23 protein-coding genes are annotated in these 25,557 nt (G+C 71.1%); 11 read left to right on the forward strand and 12 right to left on the reverse strand.

Going from position 1 to position 25,557, the window contains the following annotated elements; translation table 11 throughout:
- Positions 1–2: 2 nt before the first annotated feature.
- The 5 genes from FB557_RS10780 to FB557_RS10800 form a co-directional block, all read right to left on the reverse strand.
- Positions 3–716 carry an ABC transporter ATP-binding protein gene (locus tag FB557_RS10780; RefSeq protein ID WP_144857591.1) on the reverse strand — a complete coding sequence of 238 codons (714 nt, stop codon included), beginning with the start codon at positions 714–716 and terminating at the stop codon, positions 3–5.
- On the reverse strand, positions 713–1,633 hold the full coding sequence (locus FB557_RS10785) for an ABC transporter ATP-binding protein (RefSeq protein WP_246074706.1): 921 nt from the start codon (positions 1,631–1,633) through the stop codon (positions 713–715). Before FB557_RS10785 ends, FB557_RS10780 begins: the two co-directional genes overlap by 4 nt.
- Positions 1,630–3,321: a branched-chain amino acid ABC transporter permease gene (locus FB557_RS10790; RefSeq protein WP_144857592.1), complete on the reverse strand. Its 1,692-nt coding sequence runs from the start codon at positions 3,319–3,321 to the stop codon at positions 1,630–1,632. Before FB557_RS10790 ends, FB557_RS10785 begins: the two co-directional genes overlap by 4 nt.
- On the reverse strand, positions 3,318–4,256 hold the full coding sequence (locus FB557_RS10795) for a branched-chain amino acid ABC transporter permease (RefSeq protein WP_144857593.1): 939 nt from the start codon (positions 4,254–4,256) through the stop codon (positions 3,318–3,320). Before FB557_RS10795 ends, FB557_RS10790 begins: the two co-directional genes overlap by 4 nt.
- A 120-nt stretch (positions 4,257–4,376) precedes the next feature.
- Positions 4,377–5,606 (reverse strand): branched-chain amino acid ABC transporter substrate-binding protein, encoded by a 1,230-nt coding sequence (locus FB557_RS10800; protein ID WP_246074709.1) that lies wholly within the window; start codon positions 5,604–5,606, stop codon positions 4,377–4,379.
- Between the two features lie 176 nt (positions 5,607–5,782).
- On the opposite strand from FB557_RS10800, the gene FB557_RS10805 reads away from it, so the two are divergent.
- The 10 genes from FB557_RS10805 to FB557_RS10850 all read left to right on the forward strand — a co-directional run bounded on the left by FB557_RS10805 (position 5,783) and on the right by FB557_RS10850 (position 15,019).
- Positions 5,783–6,220: a Rieske (2Fe-2S) protein gene (locus FB557_RS10805; RefSeq protein WP_144857594.1), complete on the forward strand. Its 438-nt coding sequence runs from the start codon at positions 5,783–5,785 to the stop codon at positions 6,218–6,220.
- A 46-nt stretch (positions 6,221–6,266) separates the two neighbouring features.
- On the forward strand, positions 6,267–8,234 hold the full coding sequence (uvrC, locus tag FB557_RS10810; RefSeq protein WP_144857595.1) for an excinuclease ABC subunit UvrC: 1,968 nt from the start codon (positions 6,267–6,269) through the stop codon (positions 8,232–8,234).
- Positions 8,221–9,159, forward strand: coding sequence for an RNase adapter RapZ (rapZ, locus tag FB557_RS10815; RefSeq protein ID WP_144857596.1), 939 nt, complete (start codon positions 8,221–8,223; stop codon positions 9,157–9,159). The genes uvrC and rapZ overlap by 14 nt, the downstream gene beginning before the upstream one ends.
- Positions 9,160–9,173: 14 nt before the next feature.
- Positions 9,174–10,172, forward strand: a complete 999-nt coding sequence (locus FB557_RS10820; RefSeq protein ID WP_211356537.1) for a gluconeogenesis factor YvcK family protein — start codon at positions 9,174–9,176, stop codon at positions 10,170–10,172.
- A 25-nt stretch (positions 10,173–10,197) separates the two neighbouring features.
- Complete coding sequence (whiA, locus tag FB557_RS10825; protein ID WP_144857598.1) at positions 10,198–11,178, forward strand: DNA-binding protein WhiA; 981 nt, start codon at positions 10,198–10,200, stop codon at positions 11,176–11,178.
- A 125-nt stretch (positions 11,179–11,303) separates the two neighbouring features.
- Complete coding sequence (gene gap / locus FB557_RS10830) at positions 11,304–12,308, forward strand: type I glyceraldehyde-3-phosphate dehydrogenase (RefSeq protein ID WP_144857599.1); 1,005 nt, start codon at positions 11,304–11,306, stop codon at positions 12,306–12,308.
- A 27-nt stretch (positions 12,309–12,335) separates the two neighbouring features.
- Complete coding sequence (locus tag FB557_RS10835) at positions 12,336–13,547, forward strand: phosphoglycerate kinase (protein ID WP_144857600.1); 1,212 nt, start codon at positions 12,336–12,338, stop codon at positions 13,545–13,547.
- The gene (gene tpiA / locus FB557_RS10840; RefSeq protein WP_144857601.1) at positions 13,547–14,338 is read left to right on the forward strand and encodes a triose-phosphate isomerase; all 792 of its coding nucleotides are present in this window, start codon (positions 13,547–13,549) and stop codon (positions 14,336–14,338) included. The genes FB557_RS10835 and tpiA overlap by 1 nt, the downstream gene beginning before the upstream one ends.
- A 66-nt stretch (positions 14,339–14,404) precedes the next feature.
- Positions 14,405–14,650, forward strand: coding sequence for a preprotein translocase subunit SecG (gene secG, locus FB557_RS10845; RefSeq protein ID WP_144857602.1), 246 nt, complete (start codon positions 14,405–14,407; stop codon positions 14,648–14,650).
- Positions 14,651–14,662: 12 nt separating this feature from the next.
- Complete coding sequence (locus FB557_RS10850; RefSeq protein WP_144857603.1) at positions 14,663–15,019, forward strand: RNA polymerase-binding protein RbpA; 357 nt, start codon at positions 14,663–14,665, stop codon at positions 15,017–15,019.
- Positions 15,020–15,031: 12 nt separating this feature from the next.
- Here the strand turns inward: FB557_RS10850 and pgl are convergent, their stop codons facing one another.
- Genes pgl through tkt form a run of 6 tightly spaced genes read right to left on the reverse strand, consistent with a single transcriptional unit; the run spans position 15,032 to position 23,488 of the window.
- Entirely contained in the window at positions 15,032–15,781 is a 750-nt protein-coding gene (pgl, locus tag FB557_RS10855; protein ID WP_144857604.1) for a 6-phosphogluconolactonase, read from the reverse strand.
- Positions 15,778–16,905, reverse strand: a complete 1,128-nt coding sequence (locus FB557_RS10860; RefSeq protein WP_144857605.1) for a glucose-6-phosphate dehydrogenase assembly protein OpcA — start codon at positions 16,903–16,905, stop codon at positions 15,778–15,780. Before FB557_RS10860 ends, pgl begins: the two co-directional genes overlap by 4 nt.
- A complete protein-coding gene (zwf, locus tag FB557_RS10865) occupies positions 16,902–18,443 on the reverse strand; it encodes a glucose-6-phosphate dehydrogenase (protein WP_144857606.1) in 1,542 nt (513 codons plus the stop codon). Before zwf ends, FB557_RS10860 begins: the two co-directional genes overlap by 4 nt.
- On the reverse strand, positions 18,440–20,053 hold the full coding sequence (locus FB557_RS10870) for a glucose-6-phosphate isomerase (RefSeq protein WP_144857607.1): 1,614 nt from the start codon (positions 20,051–20,053) through the stop codon (positions 18,440–18,442). Before FB557_RS10870 ends, zwf begins: the two co-directional genes overlap by 4 nt.
- Positions 20,050–21,174 (reverse strand): transaldolase, encoded by a 1,125-nt coding sequence (tal, locus tag FB557_RS10875; protein WP_144857608.1) that lies wholly within the window; start codon positions 21,172–21,174, stop codon positions 20,050–20,052. Before tal ends, FB557_RS10870 begins: the two co-directional genes overlap by 4 nt.
- Before the next feature lie 19 nt (positions 21,175–21,193).
- Positions 21,194–23,488 carry a transketolase gene (tkt, locus tag FB557_RS10880; RefSeq protein WP_425462987.1) on the reverse strand — a complete coding sequence of 765 codons (2,295 nt, stop codon included), beginning with the start codon at positions 23,486–23,488 and terminating at the stop codon, positions 21,194–21,196.
- A gap of 138 nt (positions 23,489–23,626) precedes the next feature.
- Between tkt and FB557_RS10885 the strand changes: the two genes are divergently transcribed.
- Positions 23,627–24,571 carry a heme o synthase gene (locus tag FB557_RS10885; RefSeq protein WP_246074730.1) on the forward strand — a complete coding sequence of 315 codons (945 nt, stop codon included), beginning with the start codon at positions 23,627–23,629 and terminating at the stop codon, positions 24,569–24,571.
- On the opposite strand, the gene FB557_RS10890 is transcribed toward FB557_RS10885, so the two are convergent.
- Positions 24,564–25,502 (reverse strand): COX15/CtaA family protein, encoded by a 939-nt coding sequence (locus FB557_RS10890; RefSeq protein WP_144857611.1) that lies wholly within the window; start codon positions 25,500–25,502, stop codon positions 24,564–24,566. The two genes, FB557_RS10885 and FB557_RS10890, sit on opposite strands and share 8 nt — an antisense overlap.
- Positions 25,503–25,557: the final 55 nt, after the last annotated feature.

Here is a 25,557-nt window from a genome sequence, read left to right on the forward strand (position 1 = left end):
CCTCAGTCCTCGCCGAGGTAGGCCTTGCGCACCTCGTCGCTGTGCAGCAGCTCCTGGCCGGTCCCCTCGGTGACGATCTGCCCGACCTCGAGCACGTAGCCCTTGTCGGCGATCTTCAGCGCGGCCCGCGCGTTCTGCTCCACGAGGAGGATCGTCGTCCCCTGCTCGCGCAGGGTCGTGACGGTCGACATGATCCGCTTCATCATCAGCGGCGACAGGCCCATCGACGGCTCGTCGAGCATGAGCAGCTTCGGGCGGCTCATCATCGCCCGGCCCATCGCGAGCATCTGCTGCTCCCCGCCGGAGAAGGTGCCCGCGTGCTGGCGTGAGCGCTCGCCGAGGATGGGGAAGAGCTCGTAGGCGGCCTTGAGATCACGGTCGATGTCGTTGTCACGTCGACCGTAGGCCCCGAGCAGGAGGTTCTCCTCCACGCTCATCCGCGGGAAGATCCGCCGCCCCTCGGGCGAGTGCGCCAGGCCCAGACCGACGATCTGGTGCGCCGGCGTGGCGCTGATGTCCTCGCCCCGGTAGAGCACCGACCCGCCCGCCGGGCGGAGCAGACCGGAGATCGTGCGCAGCGTCGTCGTCTTGCCCGCGCCGTTGGTACCGATGAGGGTCACGACCTCGCCCTCACCGACGATGAAGGAGATGCCCTTGACGGCGACGATCTTGCCGTAGGCCACCACGAGGTCCTTGACCTCCAGCAGGGCGGTCATCGGCCGTTCTCCGACCGGGCCGAGGTCCGCGAGGGCTCGACGTCGACCCCTTCGGCGTGAAGCACCTCGACGTCCTCCTCGGTCAGCTCGTCCGCGCTGATGTCGTCGTCCTCCGACCCTCCGATGTAGGCCTCGATGACCCGAGGGTCGGACTGGACCTGCGCCGGGCTGCCCTCGACGAGCAGCGCGCCACGGACGAGGCAGAGCACGCGGTCGCACAGCGTGAAGATGAAGCGCATGTCGTGCTCGATCACCACCACCGCCATCCCGAGCTCGCGGATGCGGAAGATCAGCCGCATCGCCTCCTCGGTCTCCCGGGGGTTCATACCGGCCGTGGGCTCGTCGAGCAGCACGACCTGAGGCTCCGTGGCCAGCGCCCGGGCGATCTCCAGGCGACGCTGCTCGCCGTAGGGGAGGTTGCGCGCCAGGTGGTCGGCCTTGTCGTCCAGACCGACGAAGCGCAGCAGCTCCCGGCCCCGGTCGATCGACTCGCGCTCCTCGCGGCGGAACTTCGGCCCGCGCAGGATCGAGGTGAGAGCCATCGACGAGGTGCGGCAGTAACGCCCCACCATGACGTTCTCCAGCGCGGTCATGTTGCCGAAGAGGCGGATGTTCTGGAAGGTCCGCGCCATGCCCGCCGTCACCACGGCCCGGGGCCGCGGCGGCAGGGCCCGCCCGCCGAGGGTGACCTCACCGCTCGTCGGCTTGTACATCCCGGTCAGGCAGTTGAAGAAGGTCGTCTTGCCGGCGCCGTTGGGGCCGATCAGGCCCACGATCTCCCCTTCGTGCACCTGGAACGAGACGTCGTCGACGGCGGTGAGCCCGCCAAACCTCATGACGATGTTGCGGGCCTCCAGCACCACCCCCCGCCCGGGGGAGGACGGAGCATCGGCGTGGGGGACGGCTGCGGTGCTCACTGGAGCGCCTCCTTGGTCTGCGGCGACCGATCGGTCTGCGCGGCACGGTCCTGGTCGTCGTCGTGCAGCTCGAGCTGACGCCTCTTGTTCGCCACCAGACCCTCGGGCCGGAAGCGCATCATGATCACGAGGAGCAGCCCGAAGAGGAGCAGCCGGTACTCGCTGAAGAAGCGCAGCTTCTCCGGCATGAGCTTGAGCACGACCGCTCCGAGGATGACGCCCGCGATCGTCCCCATGCCGCCGAGGACGACGGCCGCGAGGAGGAACGCGGACTCGAGGAACTGGTACTGGTCGGGTGTCACCGAGGTGTCGTAGTGGGCCTTGACCGTGCCGGCGACACCGGCGAGGAAGGCGCCGCCGGCGAAGGCCAGCAGCTTCAGACCGAAGACGTTGACACCCATCGCCTCGGCGGCCCGCTCGTCCTCGCGGATCGCCACCCAGCCGCGGCCGATCCGGCTGTTGTTCAGCCGCGCGAAGATCAGCACGATGAGCGCGGTGATGAAGAGCATGAAGAGGTAGTAGTTGGCCGCCCGGCTGAGCTCGACCCCGGCGATCGTGTGCGACTCGCCGAAGTCGAAGCCGAGGATCGACAGGTTCGGGATCGCGGTGATCCCGTTCGGCCCGTTCGTCAGGTCCGGGCCGTTGTTGCCGTCGAGGTTGAACATCGCGAGCCGGAAGATCTCGCCGAAGGCGAGGGTCACGATGGCGAGGTAGTCACCGCTGACGCGTAGCGTCGGCGAGCCGACGATCAGACCCAGCAGGGCGGCGAACAGTCCGCCCATCAGGGCGGTGACGAGGAACGGCGGGGTCCACCCGATCGAGGAGGAGACCGACCCGGAGAAGATCGCCCCGACATAGGCGCCGGCACCGAGGAAGGCGATGTACCCCAGGTCGAGCAGTCCGGCGAGCCCGACGACGATGTTCAGGCCGATGGCGGTCGCGGCGAAGATCAGCACGAGGGTGGCGATCGACATGTTGATCTCCGACCCGTCCTGGGTGAACGGGAAGAGGAACGCCGCCGCGAAGGCGCCCAGGGTCAGCACGTGCTGGTGCCGGCCCGCGGCACCCCCGAGCCACTCGAAGACCTCGGCGCGAGCCAGTGCGGTGCCGATGACGCCGAGGGTGAGCAGGAAGAGGACGAACACCCAGGCGTCGTCGCGGCCGAGGGCATAGGCGGCAGCGGCCAGCGCGAGCGCGCAGATCGCGACGATCGTCACGATCTCGACGGTCGCCGGCCCCTGGGCGCTGAACGCCTCGGGTGCGCGGGGTCGGTCCCGCACCATCCAGCCGCCGCCGAGCAGGAGCAGGGCGCCGACGAGGGCGATCCAAGCCCCCTCGTTGGCGTTGATCAGCCCACCGGCCTCGACGGCGATCGCAGCGAGCGACAGCGCCGTGTATGCGGTGGCGCCGATACCCAGGGCCCACAGCCCGGGACCGGCGTGCACCCAGCCCAGCGCTCGGCGCAGCACCGTGGGGGAGAGCGCCAGGGCGACAGCGGTGAGCCCGATGAGCATCGCGAAGACCTGCAGCGACACCGGCCACAGCCGGATGCTGATGTCACCGAAGATCGGCTCGAAGGACCAGGAGAGCAGGCCCGAGACGAGGAGCAGCGCGCCGCCGGCGAGGGCGAGCCGCAGGCCGAGGCGCTCGCGGCCGGTCGTGGTGCTGCTGGAGGTGATGGTGCTCATGCGCGGTCGACCACCTTGGCGCCGAGGAGGCCCTGGGGCCGGAAGACGAGGACGAGGATGAGCAGGGCGAAGGCCCAGACGTCCTTCCACGGCGATCCGCCGGGGAGGAACTGGACGGCGAGCGTCTCGAGGACGCCGAGGACGAGACCACCGAGGATCGCGCCCCAGACGTTGCCGATCCCGCCGAGGACTGCGGCCGTGAAGGCCTTCAACCCGGCGATGAAGCCCATCTTGAAGTTGATGTTCGTGTTGAGCAGACCCTGGGCGACGCCGGCGATCGCGGCCAGGGCCGCACCGACGGCGAAGGCGACGACGATGACGCGGTCGACGTTGATACCCATGAGCTTGGCGGTGTCGGGGTCCTGGGAGACGGCTTGCATCCCGCGCCCGGTACGGGTGCGGTTGATGAACCACCACAGGGCCGCGCCGCACATGATGAGGCAGCCGATGGTGAAGACCGCGGCCCGCTGGATGGTGACCGGCCCGAGCTCGATCGCCGGACCGGTGACCACCTCGATCTGGGGGAAGGGGATCTTCTGCTTGGCCGACGGGAAGTCCAGCCCGGGGACCTTGTCGTAGAAGAGGCGGACGAACTCCTGGAGGAAGACGGAGATGCCGATCGCGGTGATGAGCGGCGCGAGCCGCCCGGCTCCACGCAGCGGCCGGTAGGCCACTCGCTCGGTGAGGACCGCCACCCCCACCGAGGCGGCCATCGCGCCGAGGACGAGGAAGGGGAGCACCCACAGCGAGGTCTGCCCCTGGAAGAGGATGAGGTAGGTGCTCAGCGCGCCGAAGGCGCCGATCATGAAGATCTCGCCGTGCGCGAAGTTGATCAGCTGCACGATGCCGTAGACGACGGTGTACCCGACAGCGATCAGCGCGTACAACGAGCCGATCGTCAGCCCGTTGACGAGCTGCTGCAGGAACTGGTCCACATGGCCTCCTGGGTGTGGGGAGGGATGGTGGCGGCCCGAACGGGCGGGCGGAGCCGGTGGGCTCCACCCGCCACATGAGTCGAGGGGATTCTCTTGTCAGGGCGGGTCAGACCCGTCCGATCACTTGAACTCCTCGGTGTTGACGTCCGTCCACTCGCCGTCCTTGACCTCGTAGGCGGTGAGCACCCGCGTGGTCGTGTCCCCGAACTCGTCGAAGGCCACCTTGCCCGTGGCGCCGTCGAAGGTCACGTCGGCCATGGCGTCGATCGTCGCCTGGCGGGCGTCCTCGGCTGTCTCGGCGTCCTTGAGCGAGACCTTGAGCGCCTCGATGATCGCGTTGGCGGCGTCGTAGGACTGCGCGCCGTAAGCCTCATAGTCGTCGGAGTAGCCGCCACCCTCGTAGGCGTCGACGAAGGCCTGGGCGGACTCGAGCTTCTCGGTCGGCGCGCCGATGGAGGTCGCGAGGTCGCCGTTGGAGGTCTTGCCGGCGAGCTTGATGAACTCCGGGCTGAAGATCCCGTCGCCACCCATGAGCGGGACCTTCAGGCCCTGTGCCTTCATCTGCTGGCTCAGCGGACCGGCCTGCGGGTACTCCCCGCCGTAGTACACGGCGTCGGGCTTCTTGGCCTTGACCGAGGTGACGACGGCGTCGTACTTGTCGTCGTCGGGGTTGATCGTCTCCGCGGCGACGATCTCGCCGCCGAGCTTCTCGAACTCCTCGGTGAAGGACTCGACCAGCCCCTGACCGTAGGCCTTCTTGTCGTGGATCGTCGCCACCTTCTTGATCCCGGCCTCCTCGTAGAGGTACCGGGCAGCGAAGGGGCCCTGGACGGCATCGGTCGTGCAGGTCCGGAAGTAGTTCGCGTACGGCCGCGAGGGGTTCTCCGCGTCCTCGCCCTTGGTGAGCGAGACGCCGGTGTTGGCAGGGGAGACCTGGACGATCTTCGCGGTGTCGAGCACGGGGGCGACGGTGCCGGCGACCGAGGAGTTCAGCGTGCCGACGACGCCGACGACGTCCTTGTCGCCCGCGAGCTTGCTCGCCGCGTTCTTGCCGACGTCGGGGTTCGCCTGGTCGTCCTCGGGGGCGATCTCCAGGGTCCAGCCCTCGATGCCACCCTCCTCGTTGGCCTGCTTGATGGCCAGGTCCACCGAGTTCTCGATGCCCTTGCCCAGGGCGGAGAGGTCGCCGGACAGGGGGGCGATGACGCCGATCTTGGCGACCTTGTCGCCGCTGTCGCCGCCGCCCTCGGAGCCGCCGCCGGAGTCGCCGCCGCGGGTCCCGCAGGCGGTGAGGGTCATGGACGTCGCGAGGAGCAGGGCCCCCGCAGAGATGACGGAACGCTTGTGCACGTTGCCTCCTGAAGAAAGACCGGGCGAGGGCCCGTGACCCCCGACCGACGCGTGGGCTGAAGGAATAGTGGACCCGTTGGTACCGTGCGGGGTACCCCTCCCGCCGTCCGTGATCAACCTGTTACCAGGAGATCCCCTGCCCGTGGCTCGGGCCGGTGGTCTGGGACGATGGAGTCATGAGTCGACCTGCCGCCCCGACGCCCTCCGGTCCAGTCCCGCCCGAGGGGGTGGCCCGCCGCACCGCCCTCGTGGCGCCGGCAGGGGTGGCCGCGTGCGCGTGCCTGCTCGGCGGCTGCGGCGGGTCCGAGGGCGAGTCCGGCGGCGAAGGGGGTGCCGAGGTCACCGTGCCCAGCGGTGACGTCCCGGTCGGCGGCGGGGTGATCGTCGACTCGGTCGTCGTGACCCAGCCGACGAAGGGGGAGTACCACGCCTTCGACGTGACCTGCCCGCACCAGGGGTGCGCGGTCGGCGAGGTCGACGAGCAGGGCATCGTGTGCCCGTGCCACGGCAGCACCTTCGACCCGGCGAGCGGGGAGCCGACGGGGGGACCGGCCAGCAGCGGGCTGGGCCGCCGCACGGTGACCGAGGACGGGGACTCCCTCGTCGTCGGGTGAGCGGACTGCCCCCTTCGCCCGTCGGCCCTGCACCTAAGGTGGCCGGGTGGCTGACCCGGTGACCTATCGCCCCTCCCCGGGGTCCATCCCCGTGGACCCGGGGGTCTACCGGTTCCGCGACGCGCACGGCCGGGTCATCTACGTCGGCAAGGCGAAGTCGCTGCGCTCCCGGCTCTCCTCCTACTTCCAGGACCCGCGGGGCCTGCACCCGCGCACGGCGACCATGGTCCGCACCGGTGCGTCCGTGGAGTGGACCGTCGTCGCGACCGAGGTTGAGGCGCTCCAGCTCGAGTACGCCTGGATCAAGGAGTTCGACCCGCGCTTCAACGTCCGCTACCGCGACGACAAGTCCTACCCGTACCTCGCGGTGACGATGGCGGAGGAGTACCCGCGCGCGATGGTCATGCGCGGCTCCAAGCGCAAGGGCAACCGCTACTTCGGCCCCTACACCCACGCGTGGGCGATCCGCGAGACCCTCGACCTGCTGCTGCGCGTCTTCCCCGTGCGCACCTGCAGCAACGGCGTCTTCAAGCGCGCGGAGCAGGTCGGTCGGCCCTGCCTCCTCGGGTACATCGACAAGTGCTCCGCCCCCTGCGTCGGGCGGGTCAGCGCGCAGGAGCACCAGGCGATCGCCGAGGAGCTGTGTGACTTCATGGCCGGCAGCCACGACAGGTTCGTCCGCCGGCTGCAGCAGCGGATGCGCACCGCTGCAGAGGAGATGGACTACGAGCAGGCGGCGCGGCTGCGCGACGACATCGGCGCGCTCACCAAGGCCCTGGAGAAGTCGGCGGTCGTCCTGCCCGACGGGACCGACGCCGACGTCTTCGCCGTCGCCGACGACGAGCTCGAGGTGGCGATCCAGGTCTTCCACGTCCGCGGGGGCCGGATCCGAGGCCAGCGCGGGTGGGTCGCGGAGAAGGACGCCGAGACCCTCGAGGAGGTCGTCCAGCACCTCCTGCAACGGGTCTACGGCGAGGAGGACGTGCCGCGCGAGGTCCTCGTCCCGGTGCTGCCCGCCGACGCCGACGCGCTGGCCGCCTGGCTCTCCGAGCAGCGCGGCAGCCAGGTCGACCTGCGGGTGCCGCGGCGCGGCGACAAGCGGGCGCTCATGGAGACGGTGGCGCGCAACGCCAGCCAGGCACTGGCCCGGCACAAGGTCGCCCGCGCGGGGGACCTCACCGCCCGCAGCCAGGCCCTCCAGGACATCAAGGAGGCCCTCGGGCTCGAGGACGCGCCGCTGCGGATCGAGTGCTTCGACATCTCCCACATCCAGGGTCAGGAGGTGGTCGGGTCGATGGTGGTCTTCGAGGACGGGCTGCCGCGCAAGGCCGAGTACCGCCGGTTCGTCGTCAGGGGCGACGTCGACGGCCGCACCGACGACACCGCCGCGATGCACGAGGTCCTCACCCGCCGGATGCGCCACCTCGTGGCCATGGATGACCACGCCGGCGTGCCCCCTTCGGGCGGCGAAGGGGGGACACCCGCCGGGATCGACGAGGAGACCGGGCGGCCGCGCCGCTTCGCCTACCCGCCGAACCTCGTCGTCGTCGACGGTGGTGCCCCCCAGGTGGCCGCCGCGCAGCGCGTGCTCGACGACCTCGGGATCGAGGACGTCGCCCTGGTCGGCCTGGCGAAGCGGCTCGAGGAGCTGTGGTTGCCCGGCGAGGAGTACCCCGTCGTCCTGCCCCGCACCTCCGAGGGCCTCTACCTGCTGCAGCGGGTCAGGGACGAGGCGCACCGCTTCGCGATCACCTTCCACCGCCAGCGCCGGAGCAAGGCGATGACCGCCTCGGCGCTCGACGGCATCAGCGGTCTCGGGGCGGCGCGGCGCAAGGCGCTGCTCGCCCGATTCGGCTCCGTCCGTCGGATCAAGGAGGCCACGCCCGAGCAGCTGGCCGAGGTCCCCGGGATCGGGCCTGGGCTGGCGGGTCGCATTGCGGCAGAGTTGGGCTCGCAGGGTTCCGCGCCGGCGGTCGACCCACGGACCGGGGAGGTGCTCGATGACCACGCATGACGACGCAGGAGAGGGGCTGGCCACGGTGCACGGTGGCGATGACGAAGGGGTTCGGGGCGAGGTCTACATCGTGACGGGGATGAGCGGGGCCGGTCGCTCGACCGTCGCGAACGTCATGGAGGACCTCGGCTGGTACGTCATCGACAACCTGCCGACGCCGCTGCTCCCACAGCTCGTCGAGCTTGGCGTCACCGAGGACGAGGCGCTCGAGCGCGGCGTCCCCGTCGACCGGGTGGGGGTGGTCGTCGACATCCGGGCGCACGGCTTCGACCACCTCGTCGAGGCGGTCGAGCGCATCCGGGCTCGGGGCCGGAAGGCCACCCTGCTCTACCTCGAGGCCACCGACGAGGCGCTGGTGCGCCGCTTCGAGTCCGTGCGCCGGCCTCACCCCCTGCAGGGCGACGGACGCCTCCTCGACGCGATCCAGGACGAGCGCGAGCGGCTGGCGGACCTGCGCTCCACCGCCGATGTGGTCATCGACTCCTCCGGGCTGAACGTGCACCAGCTCTCGCGCAAGATCCACCCGATCTTCACCACCGAGGAGCACGCCGGGGTGCGGGTGGCCGTGATGTCCTTCGGCTTCAAGTACGGCGTGCCGCTCGACGCCGACTTCGTCTTCGACATGCGCTTCCTGCCCAACCCGTACTGGGTCCCCGAGCTGCGCTCGCGCACCGGCCGAGAGGTGCCGGTCGCCGACTACGTCCTGCGTCAGGAGGGCGCGCAGGAGTTCCTGGACGGCGTCGTATCGCTCTTCGTGCCGGTCACCGCGGGCTACCTGCGGGAGAACCGGCGCTACGTCACGGTCGCCGTGGGCTGCACCGGCGGCAAGCACCGGAGCGTGGCGATGGCCGAGGCGCTCGCCCGGCGGCTCTCCGGCCCAGGCCTGGACACCTTCATCGTCCACCGCGACCTCGGCCAGGAATGAGCAGGAGCGACCAGATGAGGACCACACCCGGCCTTCCCGCGCTCACGCCTCGAGGCACCTACCCGCAGGTCGCGGCCCTCGGCGGTGGGCACGGGCTGGCCGCCACCCTGTCCGCCCTGCGCCACATCAGCGAGCAGGTGACCGCGGTGGTCACCGTCGCCGACGACGGCGGGTCGAGCGGCCGGCTGCGCCAGGAGTTCGGGGTGCTCCCTCCGGGGGACCTGCGGATGGCGCTGACCGCGCTGTGCGACGACAGCGAGTGGGGGCACACCTGGAGCGAGGTGCTGCAGCACCGTTTCCCCGGCGCGGGGCAGCTGGGCCAGCACGCGCTGGGGAACCTCCTCATCGTCTCGCTGTGGCAGCTCAACGAGGACCCGGTGGCCGGCCTCGACCTCGTGGGGCGCCTGCTCCAGGCGCGCGGCCGGGTCCTGCCGATGTCCGCGGTGCCGCTCGAGCTAAGAGCTCAGGTCCGGGGAGTCGACCCGCAGCACCCGGAGCGGGTCGACATCGTCACCGGGCAGGTCCAGATCGCGACGACGGCCGGCACGGTGGAGTCGATCGCGGTGCTTCCCGAGGCGCCGCCGGCGCGGGTCGAGGCGGTCGAGGCGGTACGGGCCGCTGATGCGGTCGTGCTCGGGCCGGGCTCGTGGTTCACCTCGGTCCTGACCCACCTCCTCGTCCCTGACCTGCGCCGAGCGCTGGTGGAGACCCAGGCGCACAAGATCCTCACCCTCAACCTCGAGCTGAGCACGGGGGAGACCCAGGGGTTCTCGGTGGTGCGGCATCTCGAGACCCTCCGCGAGATGGCGCCGGAGCTGCAGGTGGATACCGTCCTCGTCGACGCAGGCCTCCTCAGGGGCGCCCACGACGACGTGCACGAAGCCTGCGCCCGCATCGGGGCCGTGCTCGAGCTCCACCAGGTCGCCCGACCGGGGCATCCCGGCCACCACGATGCGCTGCGGCTCGCCGCGGCGTACCGTGACATCCTCGACAGGCCCCGGACCGCCCGGTGAGCCGGACGACAGGCAGGATCCCCGCATGGCCATGACCGCCACGGTCAAGGACGAGCTCAGCCGTCACGAGGTGACCAAGGTCTGCTGCCGCAAGGCAGAGATCGCCTCGGTCATCCGGTTCGCCGGAGGGCTGCACATCGTCGGGGGCCGGATCGTCGTCGAGGCCGAGCTCGACACCGCCAGCGCGGCACGCCGGCTGCGATCCGACCTCGCCGAGGTCTACGGGCACTCCAGCGAGCTCATGGTGCTCGCCTCCGGTGGCATCCGGCGGGGCACCCGCTACGTCGTGCGGGTGGCACAGGAGGGTGAGGCGCTCGCGCGCCAGACCGGGCTGGTCGACAGCAGGGGACGCCCCGTGCGCGGGCTGCCCCCCAAGGTGGTCGGGGGAGCCCAGTGCGACGCCGCGGCTGCCTGGCGGGGGGCATTCCTCGCCCACGGCAGCCTCACCGAGCCGGGTCGGTCCTCGGCGCTGGAGGTCACCTGCCCGGGCCCGGAGTCCGCGCTCGCCCTCGTCGGCGCCGCCCGTCGTCTCGGGGTCAGCGCCAAGGCTCGTGAGGTGCGCGGGGTCGACCGCGTGGTGATCCGCGACGGCGACGCGATCGGGGCGTTGCTCGTCCAGCTCGGAGCCCACGACGCGGTCCTCTCGTGGGAGGAGCGCCGGATGCGCCGGGAGGTCCGGGCGACCGCCAACCGCCTGGCGAACTTCGACGACGCGAACCTGCGCCGCTCGGCCCGGGCCGCGGTCGCCGCCGGTGCGCGGGTGCAGCGGGCGCTGGAGATCCTCGAGGGTGACATCCCCGACCACCTGCGTCAGGCCGGTGAGCTGCGAGTGGAGCACAAACAGGCCAGCCTCGAGGAGCTCGGCCGGCTCGCCGACCCGCCGATGACCAAGGACGCCGTCGCGGGGCGGATCCGCCGGCTCCTCGCGATGGCGGACAAGCGCGCCGCCGAGCTGGGCATCCCCGACACGGAGTCATCGCTCACCGCGGACATGCTCGAGCCGTGAGCCCCCGTCGGGTGACCCCCGGGCCCGGCCTGCGGCGAGGGTGACCGACGGCATAGGCTAGGTGGTGCACCCGCGGCCCGAGTCGACGAGTGACCCGGCCGCACCGATCACCTGGAGGCATCGCAGTGACCGTTCGTGTTGGGATCAATGGATTTGGCCGGATCGGCCGCAACTACTTCCGTGCCGTGCAGGCGTCCGGCGCCGACATCGAGATCGTCGCCGCCAACGACCTCATGGACAACAAGAGCATCGCCCACCTGCTGAAGTACGACTCGGTGCTTGGCGTCCTCGACGAGGACGTCAGCGCCACCGAGGACTCGATCACCGTGGGGGACAAGACCATCAAGGTCTTCGCCGAGAAGGACCCCGCCGCCATCGCCTGGGGCGACGCCGGCGCGGACGTCATCATCGAGTCCACCGGGATCTTCACCGACGCGACGAAGGCCAAGGCGCACCTCGACGGTGGCGCCAAGAAGGTCATCATCTCGGCTCCGGCGAAGAACGAGGACGCCACCTTCGTCATGGGGGTCAACGACTCCGACTACGACCCGGAGAAGCACCACATCGTCTCCAACGCCTCGTGCACCACGAACTGCCTGGCGCCGATGGCCAAGGTGCTCAACGACGAGTTCGGCATCGTCAAGGGACTGATGACGACGGTCCACGCCTACACCCAGGACCAGAACCTGCTCGACGGCCCGCACAAGGACCTGCGCCGTGCCCGGGCGGCGGCCCTGTCGATCATCCCGACCTCGACCGGTGCGGCCAAGGCCGTGGCGCTGGTCATCCCCGAGCTCGAGGGCAAGTTCGACGGCTACGCGCTGCGCGTCCCCACCCCGACCGGGTCGGCCACCGACCTCACCTTCGAGGCCGGCCGTGAGGTGACCGTCGACGAGGTCAACGCGGCGATCAAGAAGGCCGCGGAGGGTGACCTCAAGGGCATCCTGAAGTACACCGAGGACCCCATCGTCTCGGCCGACATCGTCACCGACCCGGCCAGCTCGATCTTCGACGCCGGCCTGACCAAGGTCATCGGCAACCAGGTCAAGGTCGTCTCCTGGTACGACAACGAGTGGGGCTACTCCAACCGCCTCGTCGACCTGACCCAGCTGGTCGGCTCCTCCCTCTGATCCGTCACGGCAGCGAAAGGACCAGACGTGCGCACGATCGACGACCTCGGAGAGCTGCGCGGGCAGCGGGTGCTGCTCCGCTCGGACCTCAACGTCCCGCTCGACGGTGACCGGATCACCGATGACGGGCGGATCCGGGCCTCGCTGCCGACCATCACCCGGCTGACCGAGGCGGGCGCGCGGGTCGTCGTGTGCGCCCACCTCGGCCGGCCCAAGGGCGAGGTCGACCCTCGCTACTCCCTTCGCCCGGTCGCCGGTCGCCTCGGTGAGCTGCTCGGCCAGGACGTCGCCTTCGCCGAGGACACCGTCGGCGAGAGCGCCCACGAGGTCGTGGACGGGATCGAGGACGGCCAGGTGGCCCTGCTGGAGAACCTCCGGTTCAACCCCGGGGAGACGAGCAAGGACGAGAGCGAGCGCGCCGCCTTCGCCGACCAGCTCGCGGAGCTGGCCGACGTCTACGTCTCGGACGGGTTCGGGGTGGTGCACCGCAAGCAGGCATCGGTGTACGACATCGCCAGCCGGCTGCCGGCCGCCCTCGGCGGGCTCGTCCAGGCAGAGGTCGACGTCCTGCAGCGGCTCACCGAGGAGCCGGAGCGGCCCTACGCCGTCGTCCTCGGCGGGGCCAAGGTCTCCGACAAGCTCGGGGTGATCGACAACCTCCTCGGGACGGCCGACCGGCTGCTCATCGGAGGCGGGATGGTCTTCACCTTCCTCAAGGCGCAGGGCCACGAGGTAGGCACGAGCCTGCTCGAGGAGGACCAGGTCGACACCGTGCGCCAGTACCTCGAGCGCGCCGAGGAGGAGGGCGTCCAGATCGTCCTGCCGAGCGATGTCGTCGTCGCGACCGAGTTCTCGGCCGAGGCCGACCACGAGGTCGTCGCGGCCGACGCCATCCCCGCCGACCGGATGGGCCTGGACATCGGACCGGACGCCGCCCAGGAGTTCGCCGACGCGCTCACCGACTGCAAGACGGTGTTCTGGAACGGCCCGATGGGTGCCTTCGAGATGGAGCCGTACGCCGCCGGCACCAAGGCGGTGGCGCAGGCCCTGGCAGAGGCGACGAAGGGGGGTGCCCTCACCGTCGTCGGTGGCGGGGACTCCGCCGCCGCGGTGCGCCAGCTCGGCTTCGCCGACAGCGACTTCGGCCACATCAGCACCGGTGGCGGCGCTTCGCTGGAGTACCTGGAGGGCAAGGAGCTCCCCGGCCTGACAATCTTCGAGCAGCACGAGGAGAAGTGATGAGCACACGCACCCCGCTCATGGCGGGCAACTGGAAGATGAACCTCGACCACCAGCAGGCGGCACACCTCGTGCAGAAGCTCGACTGGACGCTGCGCGACGCCAAGCACGACTTCGGCGCCGTAGAGGTGGCGGTGCTGCCGCCCTTCACCGACCTGCGCTCGGTCCAGACCCTCGTCGACGGCGACCAGCTCGCGCTGCGCTACGGGGCTCAGGACGTGTCGGTGCACGACAGCGGCGCCTACACCGGCGAGATCTCGGGGGCGTTCCTCGCCAAGCTCGGCTGCACCTACGTCGTCGTGGGGCACAGCGAGCGCCGCGAGCACCACGACGAGTCCGACGAGGTGGTGGCCGCCAAGGCGGCGGCCGCCTACCGGCACGAGCTCACCCCGCTCGTGTGCGTCGGTGAAGGGCTCGAGGTGCGCCAGGCGGGCGAGCACGTCGAGCACGTCGTCGCCCAGGTCAAGGGATCGCTGGCCGGGCTCACCGACGAGCAGCTCGCGAGCGTCGTCGTGGCCTACGAGCCGGTGTGGGCGATCGGCACCGGTGAGGTCGCCACCCCCGAGGACGCACAGGAGGTGTGCGCCGCGGTCCGGGAGGCGATCGCCGAGATCACCTCGCCCGAGCTGGCCGACGGGGTGCGCGTGCTCTACGGCGGCTCGGTGAAGTCGGGTAACGTCGCGGCGATCATGGCCGGGGAGGACGTCGACGGAGCGCTCGTCGGCGGCGCCTCGCTGGACGCCGAGGAGTTCGCCGCGATCTGCCGCTACCAGAACCACCTCACGACCTGATCGGGCGGCGGGGTGCCTGCGGGTATCCTGCCGTCGAACCCCGCACCGACGACGAAGGCACGACCCGTGGACGTAGTACGCATCGGACTCCAGGTGATCCTCGTGATCACCGGGCTGATCCTCACCCTCCTCATCCTCATGCACAAGGGCAAGGGCGGCGGCATCTCCGACATGTTCGGCGGTGGGATGACGGCCTCCCTCGGGTCGTCCTCGGTGGCCGAGCGCAACCTCACCCGGTTCACCATCGTCGTCGGGCTGCTGTGGTTCGTCTCCATCGTCGGGATCGGTCTCGTCGACCGGTTCGACGTCTGAGGACGATCACCGATGGCCACGGGCGGGGGCAACGCTATCCGAGGGAGCCGGGTCGGGTCCGGACCGAGCGGTGAGGCCGAGCGCGGAGAGAGCGCTGCGCGGGTCGTGGTGTCCTACTGGTGCGGCAACGGACACGAGGTGCGCCCAAGCTTCGCCCGGGAGGAGGGCGTCGAGATCCCCGACCAGTGGGAGTGCCCCCGCTGCGGTCTGCCGGCCGGGCAGGACCAGGAGAACCCGCCCCAGGCTCCGAAGGCCGAGGTCTACAAGACTCACCTCGCCTACGTGAAGGAGCGGCGCAGCGACACCGAGGGCGCGGCGTTGCTCGAGGAGCGACTCGGGCAGCTGCGCGACCGCGGCACCATCCGCTAGGCCGCCTGGCCGCTAGACCGGGGTCGCCCCGTCCGGGTCGATCAGGCTCGCGGCGGCCTCGTCGAGGAACCAGACCGTGGCGCGCTGGCCCGTGACCTGCGCCGCGGTCGACGTGCTCGGGCCGGCGCCGGCGAGAGCGTCGCGCACCGCCTCCGCCTTGTCCGCCCCAGCCACGACGAACCACACCTGCACCACCCGCTCCATCGCCTCCAGGGTGAGCGAGACCCGCTCGGGTGGCGGCTTGGGTGACCCGTGCACCCCGACCGTGATCGCGTCCTGCGTCAGCTGGGCGGGGTGCCCGGGGAAGAGCGAGGCGACATGTCCGTCGGGGCCGACGCCGAGCATGAGGACCTCGAAGCCTCCTCGGCCATGCTCGCGGATCTGGTGGGCGTAGTCCTGTGCCGCGCTCTCGACGTCCGGTGAGCTCTCCGGCCCGAGGACACGGTGCACCGTCGCGGGGTCGAGGCCGAGACGGGTCAGTCCGGCATCGTCGGCCTGGGTGTCGTTGCGGTCCGGGTCGCCGGCCGGCAGGAAGCGCTCGTCGCCCCACCAGATCGCCACTCCGTCCAGGTCGTAGGGGTCACGTTGGTGGTCCTCGACCCAGGCGGCGACCGCGGCGGTGCCCATCGAGCCGCCGGTCAGGCCGACCTCCAGGGGTCGACCCGCCGCGCGCCCGGCGGGGATGACCTGCCGGAGCCGAGCCGCGACCTCGCGGGCGGCGGCATCGGCGTCGGGGCGGATGACGAGCTCCGGGCTGCTCACGAGTCCTCCGTCTCGGCGAGCTTGCGCCGAGCGGCCTTCTTCACCGCCGTGCTGTCCCGGGACTTCTTCTCCGGGGCGGCGCGCTCGACCATCGCCGCGGCGTCACCGGTGCGGGCCTCGCGCGCGAGCCGGGCGGCGGTGTATCGCCCCTCTGAGGGCGACGGGGCGTCTCCGCGAGCGACCGCGTCGGACATCGACATGCGGCGCACCGTCACCTTCGGGATGCCCTTGGTCAGGGCGTCCTCGAAGACCTCGTCGGGGTCGAGGCGGCTCAGCTCGTCGGCCAGGCACTCCTCGTCGCTGCGGTGCGGCAGCGCGATGGCGCGGTCTGGCTGCCCGGCCTGGCTGAGCACGGCGGTCTCACCGTCTTGGGGACGGACGAGGTCGATCGGTCCGCTGGCCCGCTCGAGGCGCACCGAGATGACGCCGGAGCGCTCCCGGGACCGGACGAGGGAGACCGGGCACTTCAACCGGAAGGCCAGCCAGCCCGCAAGCAGGTCGGCGGACGGCGAGTCCGAGGCGCCCGCGACGACCGCCTCGGTGACCTGCTCGAAGGGGGCGCGGTCCAGCACGCTGGCGAGGATCGCCCGCCAGTGCGTGACCCTGGCCCACGCCAGGTCGGTGTCACCATCGGCGTAGTGCTTGGCCAGGGTCCGCAGCGCGGGGCCGTGGCTGCCGGTCGTCGCCACGTCGGTGATCCGTCGCTGCGCCATCGCGCCGACCGGGTCGGCAGCAGGGTTCTTCGGCGGCTTCAGCGGCCACCAGGCGACGACGGGGGAGTCGGGCAGCAGGAGTGGGGTGACCACGCTGCGGGCATGCTCGACGAGCGGCCCGAAGAGCCGCAGCACGACGATCTCGCTCGCGCCGGCGTCACCACCGACCCGGATCTGGGCGTCCAGACGCGCCGAGCCGCGCTTGCCGCCGAGCGCGACCGCGACGATCCGGCACGGGTGCTGGTGGCTCGCCGCGGAGGCCGTCCGCAGCGCCTCCTCCAGGCCTGACTCCTCGACGAGCACGACGAGGGTCAGGACCCGGCTGAGCGCCATCGCGCCGACGTCCTGACGGACCGCGACGAGCTTCTTGCTCACCTCTCGGGTCGAGGTGCTCGGCAGGTCGACGATCACGGCATCCTCCACTCTCGTCCGTCACGTTCCATCATCGTCTCCGCGCTGTCCGGGCCCCAGGTACCGGCCGGGTAGGTGTCGATCGACTCGGCCCGAGCCCAGTAGCGCTCGACCGGGTCGAGGATCTTCCAGGACAGCTCGACCTCCTCGTGGCGCGGGAAGAGCGGCGGGTCGCCGAGCAGCACGTCAAGGATGAGCCGCTCGTAGGCCTCGGGACTGACCTCGGTGAAGGACCGGCCGTAGCCGAAGTCCATCGTGACGTCACGGACCTCCATCTGGTTGCCGGGGACCTTCGCCCCGAAGCGCATCGTGATCCCTTCGTCGGGCTGGACCCGGATGACCACGGCGTTCTGACCCAGCTCCTCGGTCTCGGTGTCGCCGAAGGGCAGGTGCGGCGCCCGCTTGAAGACGACGGCGATCTCGGTCACCCGCTTGCCCAGCCGTTTGCCGGTGCGCAGGTAGAACGGCACCCCGGCCCACCGACGGGTGTCGATGTCCAGGCGCATCGCGGCGTAGGTCTCGGTCGTCGAGCCCGGCGCCACCCCGTCCTCGTCGCGGTAGCCGACGACCTGCTCCCCGCCCTGCCACCCCTTCGCGTACTGCCCCCGGGCGGTGTGCCGGCCGAGGTCGTCGGGCAGACGGACCGCGGCGAGGACCTTCTCCTTCTCGGCGCGCAGGGACTCGGCGGTGAAGCTCGTCGGCTCCTCCATCGCGGTGAGGGCGAGCAGCTGGAGCAGGTGGTTCTGGATGACGTCGCGCGCCGCGCCGACCTCGTCGTAGTAGCCGGCCCGGCCGCCGATCCCGATGTCCTCGGCCATCGTGATCTGCACGTGGTCGACGTAGTGGCTGTTCCACACCGGCTCGAAGAGCTGGTTGGCGAAGCGCAACGCCAGGAGGTTCTGCACCGTCTCCTTGCCGAGGTAGTGGTCGATGCGGAAGATCGAGTCGGCCGGGAAGACCGACTCGACGATGGCGTTCAGCTCCTGGGCGCTCTCCAGGTCGTGGCCGAACGGCTTCTCGATGACGACCCGGCGCCAGCTCTCACCCTCTCCCTCGGTGAGCCCGCTGCGCTGCAGCTGCTCGCACACCGTGGCGAAGAACGCCGGCGGGATCGAGAGGTAGAAGGCATGGTTGCCGCCGGTTCCGCGCTCGGCGTCGAGCGTGCGCACCGTCTCGGCGAGCAGGTCGAAAGCCGCGTCGTCGTCGAAGACGCCCGGTACGAAGCGGAAGCCCTCGGCCAGCGCCTGCCACACCTCCTCGCGGAAGGGGGTGCGGGCGTGCTCCCGGACGGCGTCGTAGACCACCTTGCCGAAGTCTTGGTCCTGCCAGTCCCGGCGGGCGAAGCCAACGAGGCTGAAGCCGGGCGGCAGCAGGCCACGGTTGGCGAGGTCGTAGATGGCCGGGAGGAGCTTCTTGCGCGCGAGGTCGCCGGTCACCCCGAAGAGCACCAGGCTGCACGGTCCGGCGATCCTCGGCAGCCGCTTGTCGCGGGGATCGCGAAGGGGGTTGCGCGTCGCGCTGATCCGCGCCGGGCTCATCCGCGGGTCTCGCGCAGTGCGGCGGCGACCTGCGCGGCGCCGCTGCTGTCGGTGAGGTGCAGCGAGAGGACCGGGCGGCCGTGGTCGAGGAGGACCTGCGCGTCGCCGCCGGCCTGGGCGCTGATGAATTCGCCGAGGGTGAAGTCCTGACCCGGCACGGCGAGGTCGTGGTCCGGCTCGTCGGTGATCTGGACGAAGACCCCGTTCTGCGGGCCACCCTTGTGGTACTGGCCGGTCGAGTGGAGGAACCGCGGCCCCCAGCCGAAGGTGGCGGGTCGGCCGCTGCGCTCGCCGAGCTGGTCGGCGAGCTCCTCGAGCTCGGGGTGCACCTCGCTGCTGAGGTAGGCCATGACCGCGACATACCCGCTCGGCGTGAGTCGGCCCAGGAGCGCGTCGACCGCGTCGCCGACGGTCTCGGCGCCGCCCAGCCAGTCACCACCCAGGCCGCGGATCTCGACCGCGCCGTCGACCGCATCGGGCGCGGGGCGGTCCCCGCCGGAGGTCTCCATCAGCTCGCGCGCGGCCGCCTTCGCCGACTCGACGTCGGGCTGGTCGAAGGGGTTGATCCCGAGCAGCCGGCCGGCGACCGCGGTGGCCACCTCCCACAGGAGGAGCTGGGCGCCGAGGCTGCCCGCGACGTCGACGGTCGAGGCCGCGTCCGGCGGCGGTGGCGACTCCTCGCCCTGCGCGGTCAGCCGGACGAGGGTCGCGTCCTGGGGGAGGGACCGCTCGCCAGGGCTGCCGAGGACGACGGGCAGGAGCCCGGTGCCCTCCTTGCCCGTGGACTCGGCGACGAGCTGCTCGGCCCAGTCGCCGAAGCCGACGACCTGGGTCCCGTGGTCGACGAGGTAGAGCTTGTCGCGAAGGGGGGAGGTGCCGGCCATCGCGGCGCCGAGCCGCAGGCCTGGGTTGGCCTCGTCGTCGGCGTCGAGCAGGTCGGTGACGGACTCGGCGTCGTCGAGCAGCTCTTCGATGTCGGCGCCGGCCAGGCCGGAGGGGACGAGCCCGAAGGCGGTGAGCGCCGAGTAGCGTCCGCCGACCTGGGGGTCCGCGGTCACCACCCGGTAGCCCTTGCCGCGTGCCTCCTCCTCGAGGGGGCTGCCGGGGTCGGTCACGACGACGATCCGCTGCGCGGGGTCGATGTCGGCATCGGTGAAGGCCTGCTCGAAGCAGCGACGCTGGCTGTCGGTCTCGACGGTCGACCCGGACTTGCTCGAGACGACGACGACCGTGCGCTCGAGCTCGACCAAGGCCGCCCGGACGACATCGGGGTGGCTGGAGTCGAGCACGACGAGGGGGGCACCCGCGGTGGCGCAGATGACCTCGGGCGCCAGGGAGCTGCCGCCCATGCCGCACAGCACCACCCGGTCCACCCCCTGCTCGCGGAGCTCGTCGCGCATCGCCCGGATCTCACCGAGGAGCGGACGGGAGCTGCGGGCGAGGCCGACCCAGGAGAGCCGCTTGCTGGCCTCGGACTCCGCCTCCGGCCCCCACAGGGTCGCGTCCTGCTCGAAGAGCCGGCTCGCGAAGCGCTCCTCGACCAGGGCGGGAACGGCCGCCCCGATCGCGTCGGCCGCGGCGCCGGAGGCGCTGACCGAGAGCGCGCTCATCGCCGGCCTGCCTTGTCCAGCTCCTCCTGCACGCCCGAGAGCAGCTCGGCCCAGGACGCCTCGAACTTCTCGACGCCCTCGGCCTCGAGCTGGTCGGTGACCTTGGTGTAGCTGATCCCGAGGTCGGCGAGCTGGTCGAGGACCTGCTGAGCCTCGTCGTAGCGGCCGCTGACCTGGTCGCCGGCGACCTCCGCGTGGTCGAGCACGGCGTCGAGGGTCTTCTCGGGCATGGTGTTCACCGTGTTCGGCGCCGCGAGGTCGGTGACGTACATCGTGTCGGGGTAGTCCGGGTTCTTCACTCCGGTCGAGGCCCACAGCGGGCGCTGCCGGCGTCCCCCTTCGTCCTCGAGGCGCTGCCAGCGCGGGGTGGCGAAGACCTCCTCGTAGGCCTGGTAGGCCAGGCGCGCGTTGGCGATGCCGGCCTTGCCCCGCAGGGCGAGGGCGGCATCGGTCCCGATCTGCTCCAGCCGCTCGTCGACCTCGCTGTCGACGCGGGAGACGAAGAAGGACGCGACCGAGTGGATGGTGCTCAGGTCCCGGCCCGCCGCGTGCGCCTTCTCCAGGCCGTCGATGAAGGCATTCATCACCGCGCGGTAGCGCTCGAGGCTGAAGATCAGGGTGACGTTGACGCTGATCCCTGCCGCGAGGGTCTCCGTGATCGCCGGGAGGCCCTGCTCGGTCGCGGGGATCTTGATGTAGACCTGGGGCCGGTCGACCGTCTGCGCCAGGCGGGCCGCGACCTCGACGGTCTGCTCGGTGTCGCGCGCCAGCCGCGGGTCGACCTCGATGGACACCCGGCCGTCGACCCCGTCGGTCGCCTCGTAGACCGGGCGGAAGAGGTCGCAGGCCTCGCGGACATCGTCGGTCGTCAGGGCGAAGACCGCCTCGTCGACGTCGGTGCCTGCGGCAGCGAGCTCGGTGAGCTGATCGGTGTAGGCCTCGCCGTCGGCCAGGGCGGCCTGGAAGATCGACGGGTTCGTCGTCACCCCGACGATCCCCTTGGTGTCGATGAGCTCCTGGAGGTTGCCGCTGTCCAGCCGCTCACGGGAGAGGTCGTCGAGCCACACCGAGACCCCGACCTCCTCGAGGGCGGCGATGGGTGCGGGCTTGGCTGTCGTCATGTCTCTCACTCCTTGCGTCTCAGGCCTTCGTCGCGGCCTGGGCCGCGGCCTTGCTCTGCGCCGGCTGGGGGGTGCCGACGTCGGTGCCGGTCTCGTCGTCCTTGCGGGGTGCGGTCTCGAGCACCGAGGGGACCCCGTGGGCGGCCTTCGCCGCCTTGAGGGAGTCCTTGGCGGCCCTGACGACGGCCTGGGGGGTGAAGCCGAACTTCTCGTAGAGGGTCTCGTACGGAGCGCTCGCGCCGAAGTGCTCGATGCTCACGCAGCGACCGGAGTCGCCGACGATGTCGTGCCAGCCCATCGCCACACCCGCCTCGACGCTGACCCTGGCCCGCACCGACTTCGGCAGGACCGAGTCCTGGTACCGCCGGGACTGGCGCTCGAACCACTCCCGGCACGGCATCGACACGACGCGGGTCGCGGTGCCACCGCGCTCCAGGCGGGTCTGTGCCTCGAGTGCGATCGAAACCTCGGATCCGGTGGCGATGAGGATGACGTCGGGGGTTCCCCCCTTCGCCTCGGACAGGACGTAGGCGCCCTTCGCCGCGCCGGCAGCCTTCGCGTAGCGCTTCCGGTCCAGGACCGGCAGCGCCTGTCGGCTCAGCGCCAGCCCCGCGGTGCTGCCGTTCCCCAGGACCTGACCCCAGACAACCGCGGTCTCGTTGGCGTCCGCCGGGCGGACGACGTCGAGACCGGGGATCGCCCGCAGCGAGGCGAGGTGCTCGATCGGCTGGTGCGTCGGTCCGTCCTCGCCGAGGCCGATCGAGTCATGCGTCCAGACGAAGGTGACCGGCAGCTGTTGGAGGGAGGCGAGCCGGACCGCCGGGCGCATGTAGTCGCTGAAGACGAGGAAGGTCCCGCCGTACGGTCGGGTGAGGCCCTCGAGGGCGATCCCGTTGAGGATCATCCCCATCGCGTTCTCACGGATGCCGAAGTGCAGCGTCCGGCCGTACGGGCCGCCGGAGAACATCTCGGTCTGCTTGCTTCGGGGGACGAAGGACGGCTCGCCTTCCATCGTCGTGTTGTTCGAGCCGGCGAGGTCGGCCGAGCCGCCCCAGAGCTCGGGGACGACGTCAGCGAGAGCGGTAAGCACCTTGCCGGAGGCGGCGCGGGTGGCCATCCCCTTCTCGGTGTCGGCGGGGAAGGTCGGCAGCGCCCTGGTCATCCCGCTCGGCAGCTCGCTGGCCACGAGCCGGTCGAGCAGCTCGGCGTTCTCGGGGTTCGCCTTGCGCCAGGCTGCGTACCGCTTGTCCCAGTCCTTGTGCGCCGCCTTGCCCCGCTTGCCGACCTTGCGGGCGTGGGCGAGGACCTTGGGGTCGACGGCGAAGCTCTTCTCGGGGTCGAAGCCGAGCAGCTCCTTGGTCGCGGCGACCTCGTCCTCGCCGAGCGCCGAGCCGTGGGCGGCGCCGGTGTCCCGCTTGGTCGGGGCGGGCCAGGCGATGATCGTGCGCAGCTCGATGAAGGTCGGCTTGGTGCGCGAGCGCTTGGCCTTCTCGCAGGCGGCGAGCAGGGCGTCGACGTTCTCGACGTAGTCCTTGCCCGAGCGCCAGTCCACGGTGATCGTCTGCCAGCCGTAGGCCTCGTAGCGCTTGACGACATCCTCGCTGAAGGAGATGTCGGTGTCGTCCTCGATGGAGATCTCGTTGTTGTCGTAGATCACCGTGAGGTTGGCGAGCTCCTGGTGACCGGCGAAGGAGCTCGCCTCGGACGCGACGCCCTCCATGATGTCTCCGTCGGAGGCGAGCACCCAGATGTGGTGGTCGAAGGGGGAGTCGGCAGCCTTCGCGTCCGGGTCGAGCATCCCGCGCTGGCGCCGCTGCGCGGCGGCCATGCCGACGGCGGTGGCCAGACCGGAGCCGAGAGGGCCGGTCGTGACCTCCACGCCCTTGGTGTGGTGCACCTCGGGGTGCCCCGGGGTCAGGCTGCCCCAGGTGCGCAGCGCCTTGAGGTCGTCGAGCTCGAGGCCGTAGCCGCTGAGGTAGAGCTGGATGTACTGGGTCAGGCTGGAGTGCCCGCAGGACAGCACGAAGCGATCGCGGCCGAGCCAGGCCGGGTCGCTGGGGTCGTGAGTCATCACCTGCTGGTAGAGCAGGTAGGCGGCAGGGGCGAGGCTCATCGCGGTGCCGGGGTGCCCGTCACCCTTGTGCTGCACCGCGTCGGCGGCGAGCAGGCGGACGGTGTCGACCGCAGCGATGTCGAGGTCGTTCCAGCCCGCCTTGCGGGCGACCGGCTTCTTCACCGATCGGCTGCGGGTCGCCGCGCCGCCCCCTTTCGCCGTCTTCTTCTTCGTGCTGGTGGTCGAGCTCTTCGCGGTCAAGGTGCCTTCTCTCGTGGTCTGGCGTCGTGCGTGGCGCGTCCCCACCAGCCTAGACGTCGGGGTGGGGCGATAGCATGGTCGAGGCGCCACCCTGGCGCACCTTTTGCCGCGACCCATCCCGAGGACCCGTTGACCACGATCGAGCGATCGCACGCGCCTGCCGGTGCCGCTGAGCGGCGGCGGGGGAGCACGGTCCGGGCGTACGTCGCGCTGACCAAGCCGCGGATCATCGAGCTGCTCCTCGTGACGACGGTGCCGGTGATGTTCCTCGCCCAGCGCGGACTGCCCGACCTCTGGCTGGTCCTGGCGACCCTCGTCGGTGGATCGCTGAGCGCGGGCGCCGCCAACACCTTCAACATGGTCTACGACCGCGACATCGACGCCCAGATGGGGCGCACCGCGTCGCGGCCGCTGGTCACGGGGGAGGTGACACCGGTCGCGGCGACGGTCTTCGGCGTCGTGCTCACCCTCGCCTCGACCGGGTGGCTGTGGCTGCTGGTCAACCCGCTCTCGGCGCTGCTCTCGCTCGCGGCGATCGTCCTCTACGCCGTGGGCTACACGATGATCCTCAAGCGCCGCACGGCGCAGAACATCGTGTGGGGCGGGGTCGCCGGGTGCATGCCGACCCTCATCGGTTGGTCCGCGGTGACCAACCGGGTCGAGTGGCCGGCGATCATCCTCTTCCTCGTGATCTTCTTCTGGACCCCACCGCACTACTGGCCGCTGTCGATGCGCTTCACCGAGGACTACGCGCGGGCCGGGGTGCCGATGGCTCCCGTCGTCCAGGAGCAGATCACCGTCGCCCGCCAGATCGTCGCCTACTCCTGGGTGATGGTCGCGACCTCGTTGGTGCTCGTACCGGTGGCCGGGATGGGGTGGGTCTACCTCGTCGCCGCGGTCGCCTCGGGCGGCCTCTTCATCGCCGAGGCGCACCGCCTGCACTCTGCCGCTCGCCGAGGAGAGCCGCAGTCACGGCTGCGCCCGATGCGGCTCTTCCACTTCTCGATCACCTACGTCTCGCTGCTCTTCCTCGGCGTGGCGGTCGACCCCCTCCTGCACCTCCCCCTCCCGGGCCTCACCTGACCCCAGATTCGGCGGTCCGGGACTCGGGCGTCCGCGGGCTGGGGGTCCGCGACAGCACCATCGCGCGGGTCACGGCGACGACGAGCAGGGCAGCCATGAGCATGTGCGTGACGACCAGCACCTCGGGCAGGTTCGTCAGGTACTGGGTGTAGCCGACCAGCCCCTGGGCAAGGGTCACCGCAAGAACGACCCCCCAGGCCCGGCCGGGTATCTCGGAGCGGCTGGCGATGCGGGCGCCGATCCACACCGCCACGACGAGACCGACGAGCAGCATCACGGCGTCGGCGTGCAGCCACGAGATCGTCCGCGGGTCGAAGCCGGTCCGGGCCGGCGTCTCGGCGTCGCCGGAGTGCGGACCCGACCCGGTGACGACGGTGCCGAGCACGAGCACCACGCCCAGCACGGCCACCACGGCCCAGCTGGCCCGCGAGACGAAGGGGTGCAGCAGCGAGTTGGTCGGGCCCGCAGGCTGCCGCGCCCGCCACACCAGCCAGGCGGAGATCGCCACGAGCACCATCGAGGCGGTGAAGTGGAATCCGACGATCCAGGGGTTCAGCCCCGTCCGCACCGAGATGCCCCCGACGATCGCCTGCGCGGCGATCCCCACGAGAACACCGACGGTCCCGAGGATGAGGTCACGGCGGTGCCGGGCGTACCGCCACAGCGCCCAGAGCAGCGCGAGGGCCACGACGGAGAGCACGCCGGTGAGCGTCCGGTTGCCGAACTCGATGATCTTGTGGAAGCCCTCCTCCTGCTCCACCGTGGGCACGTAGGAGCCGGGCACGCACTGCGGCCAGGTGGGGCAGCCAAGGCCGCTGCCGGTCACCCGCACCAACCCTCCGGTGACGACGATGCCGACCTGGCAGACGAGGTTGGCGACGAGCAGGGCGGGCAGCCAACGTGTGTCGGCCTGGCGGGCGGTCGTGCTCACGCAGCCAACGGTAGGCGGTGCGGGTGGGTGGGCCGCACGCAGGTCGGGCGAAGGG

This window comes from Marihabitans asiaticum (assembly GCF_007828725.1).
Classification (GTDB): Bacteria; Actinomycetota; Actinomycetes; order Actinomycetales; family Dermatophilaceae; genus Marihabitans; species Marihabitans asiaticum.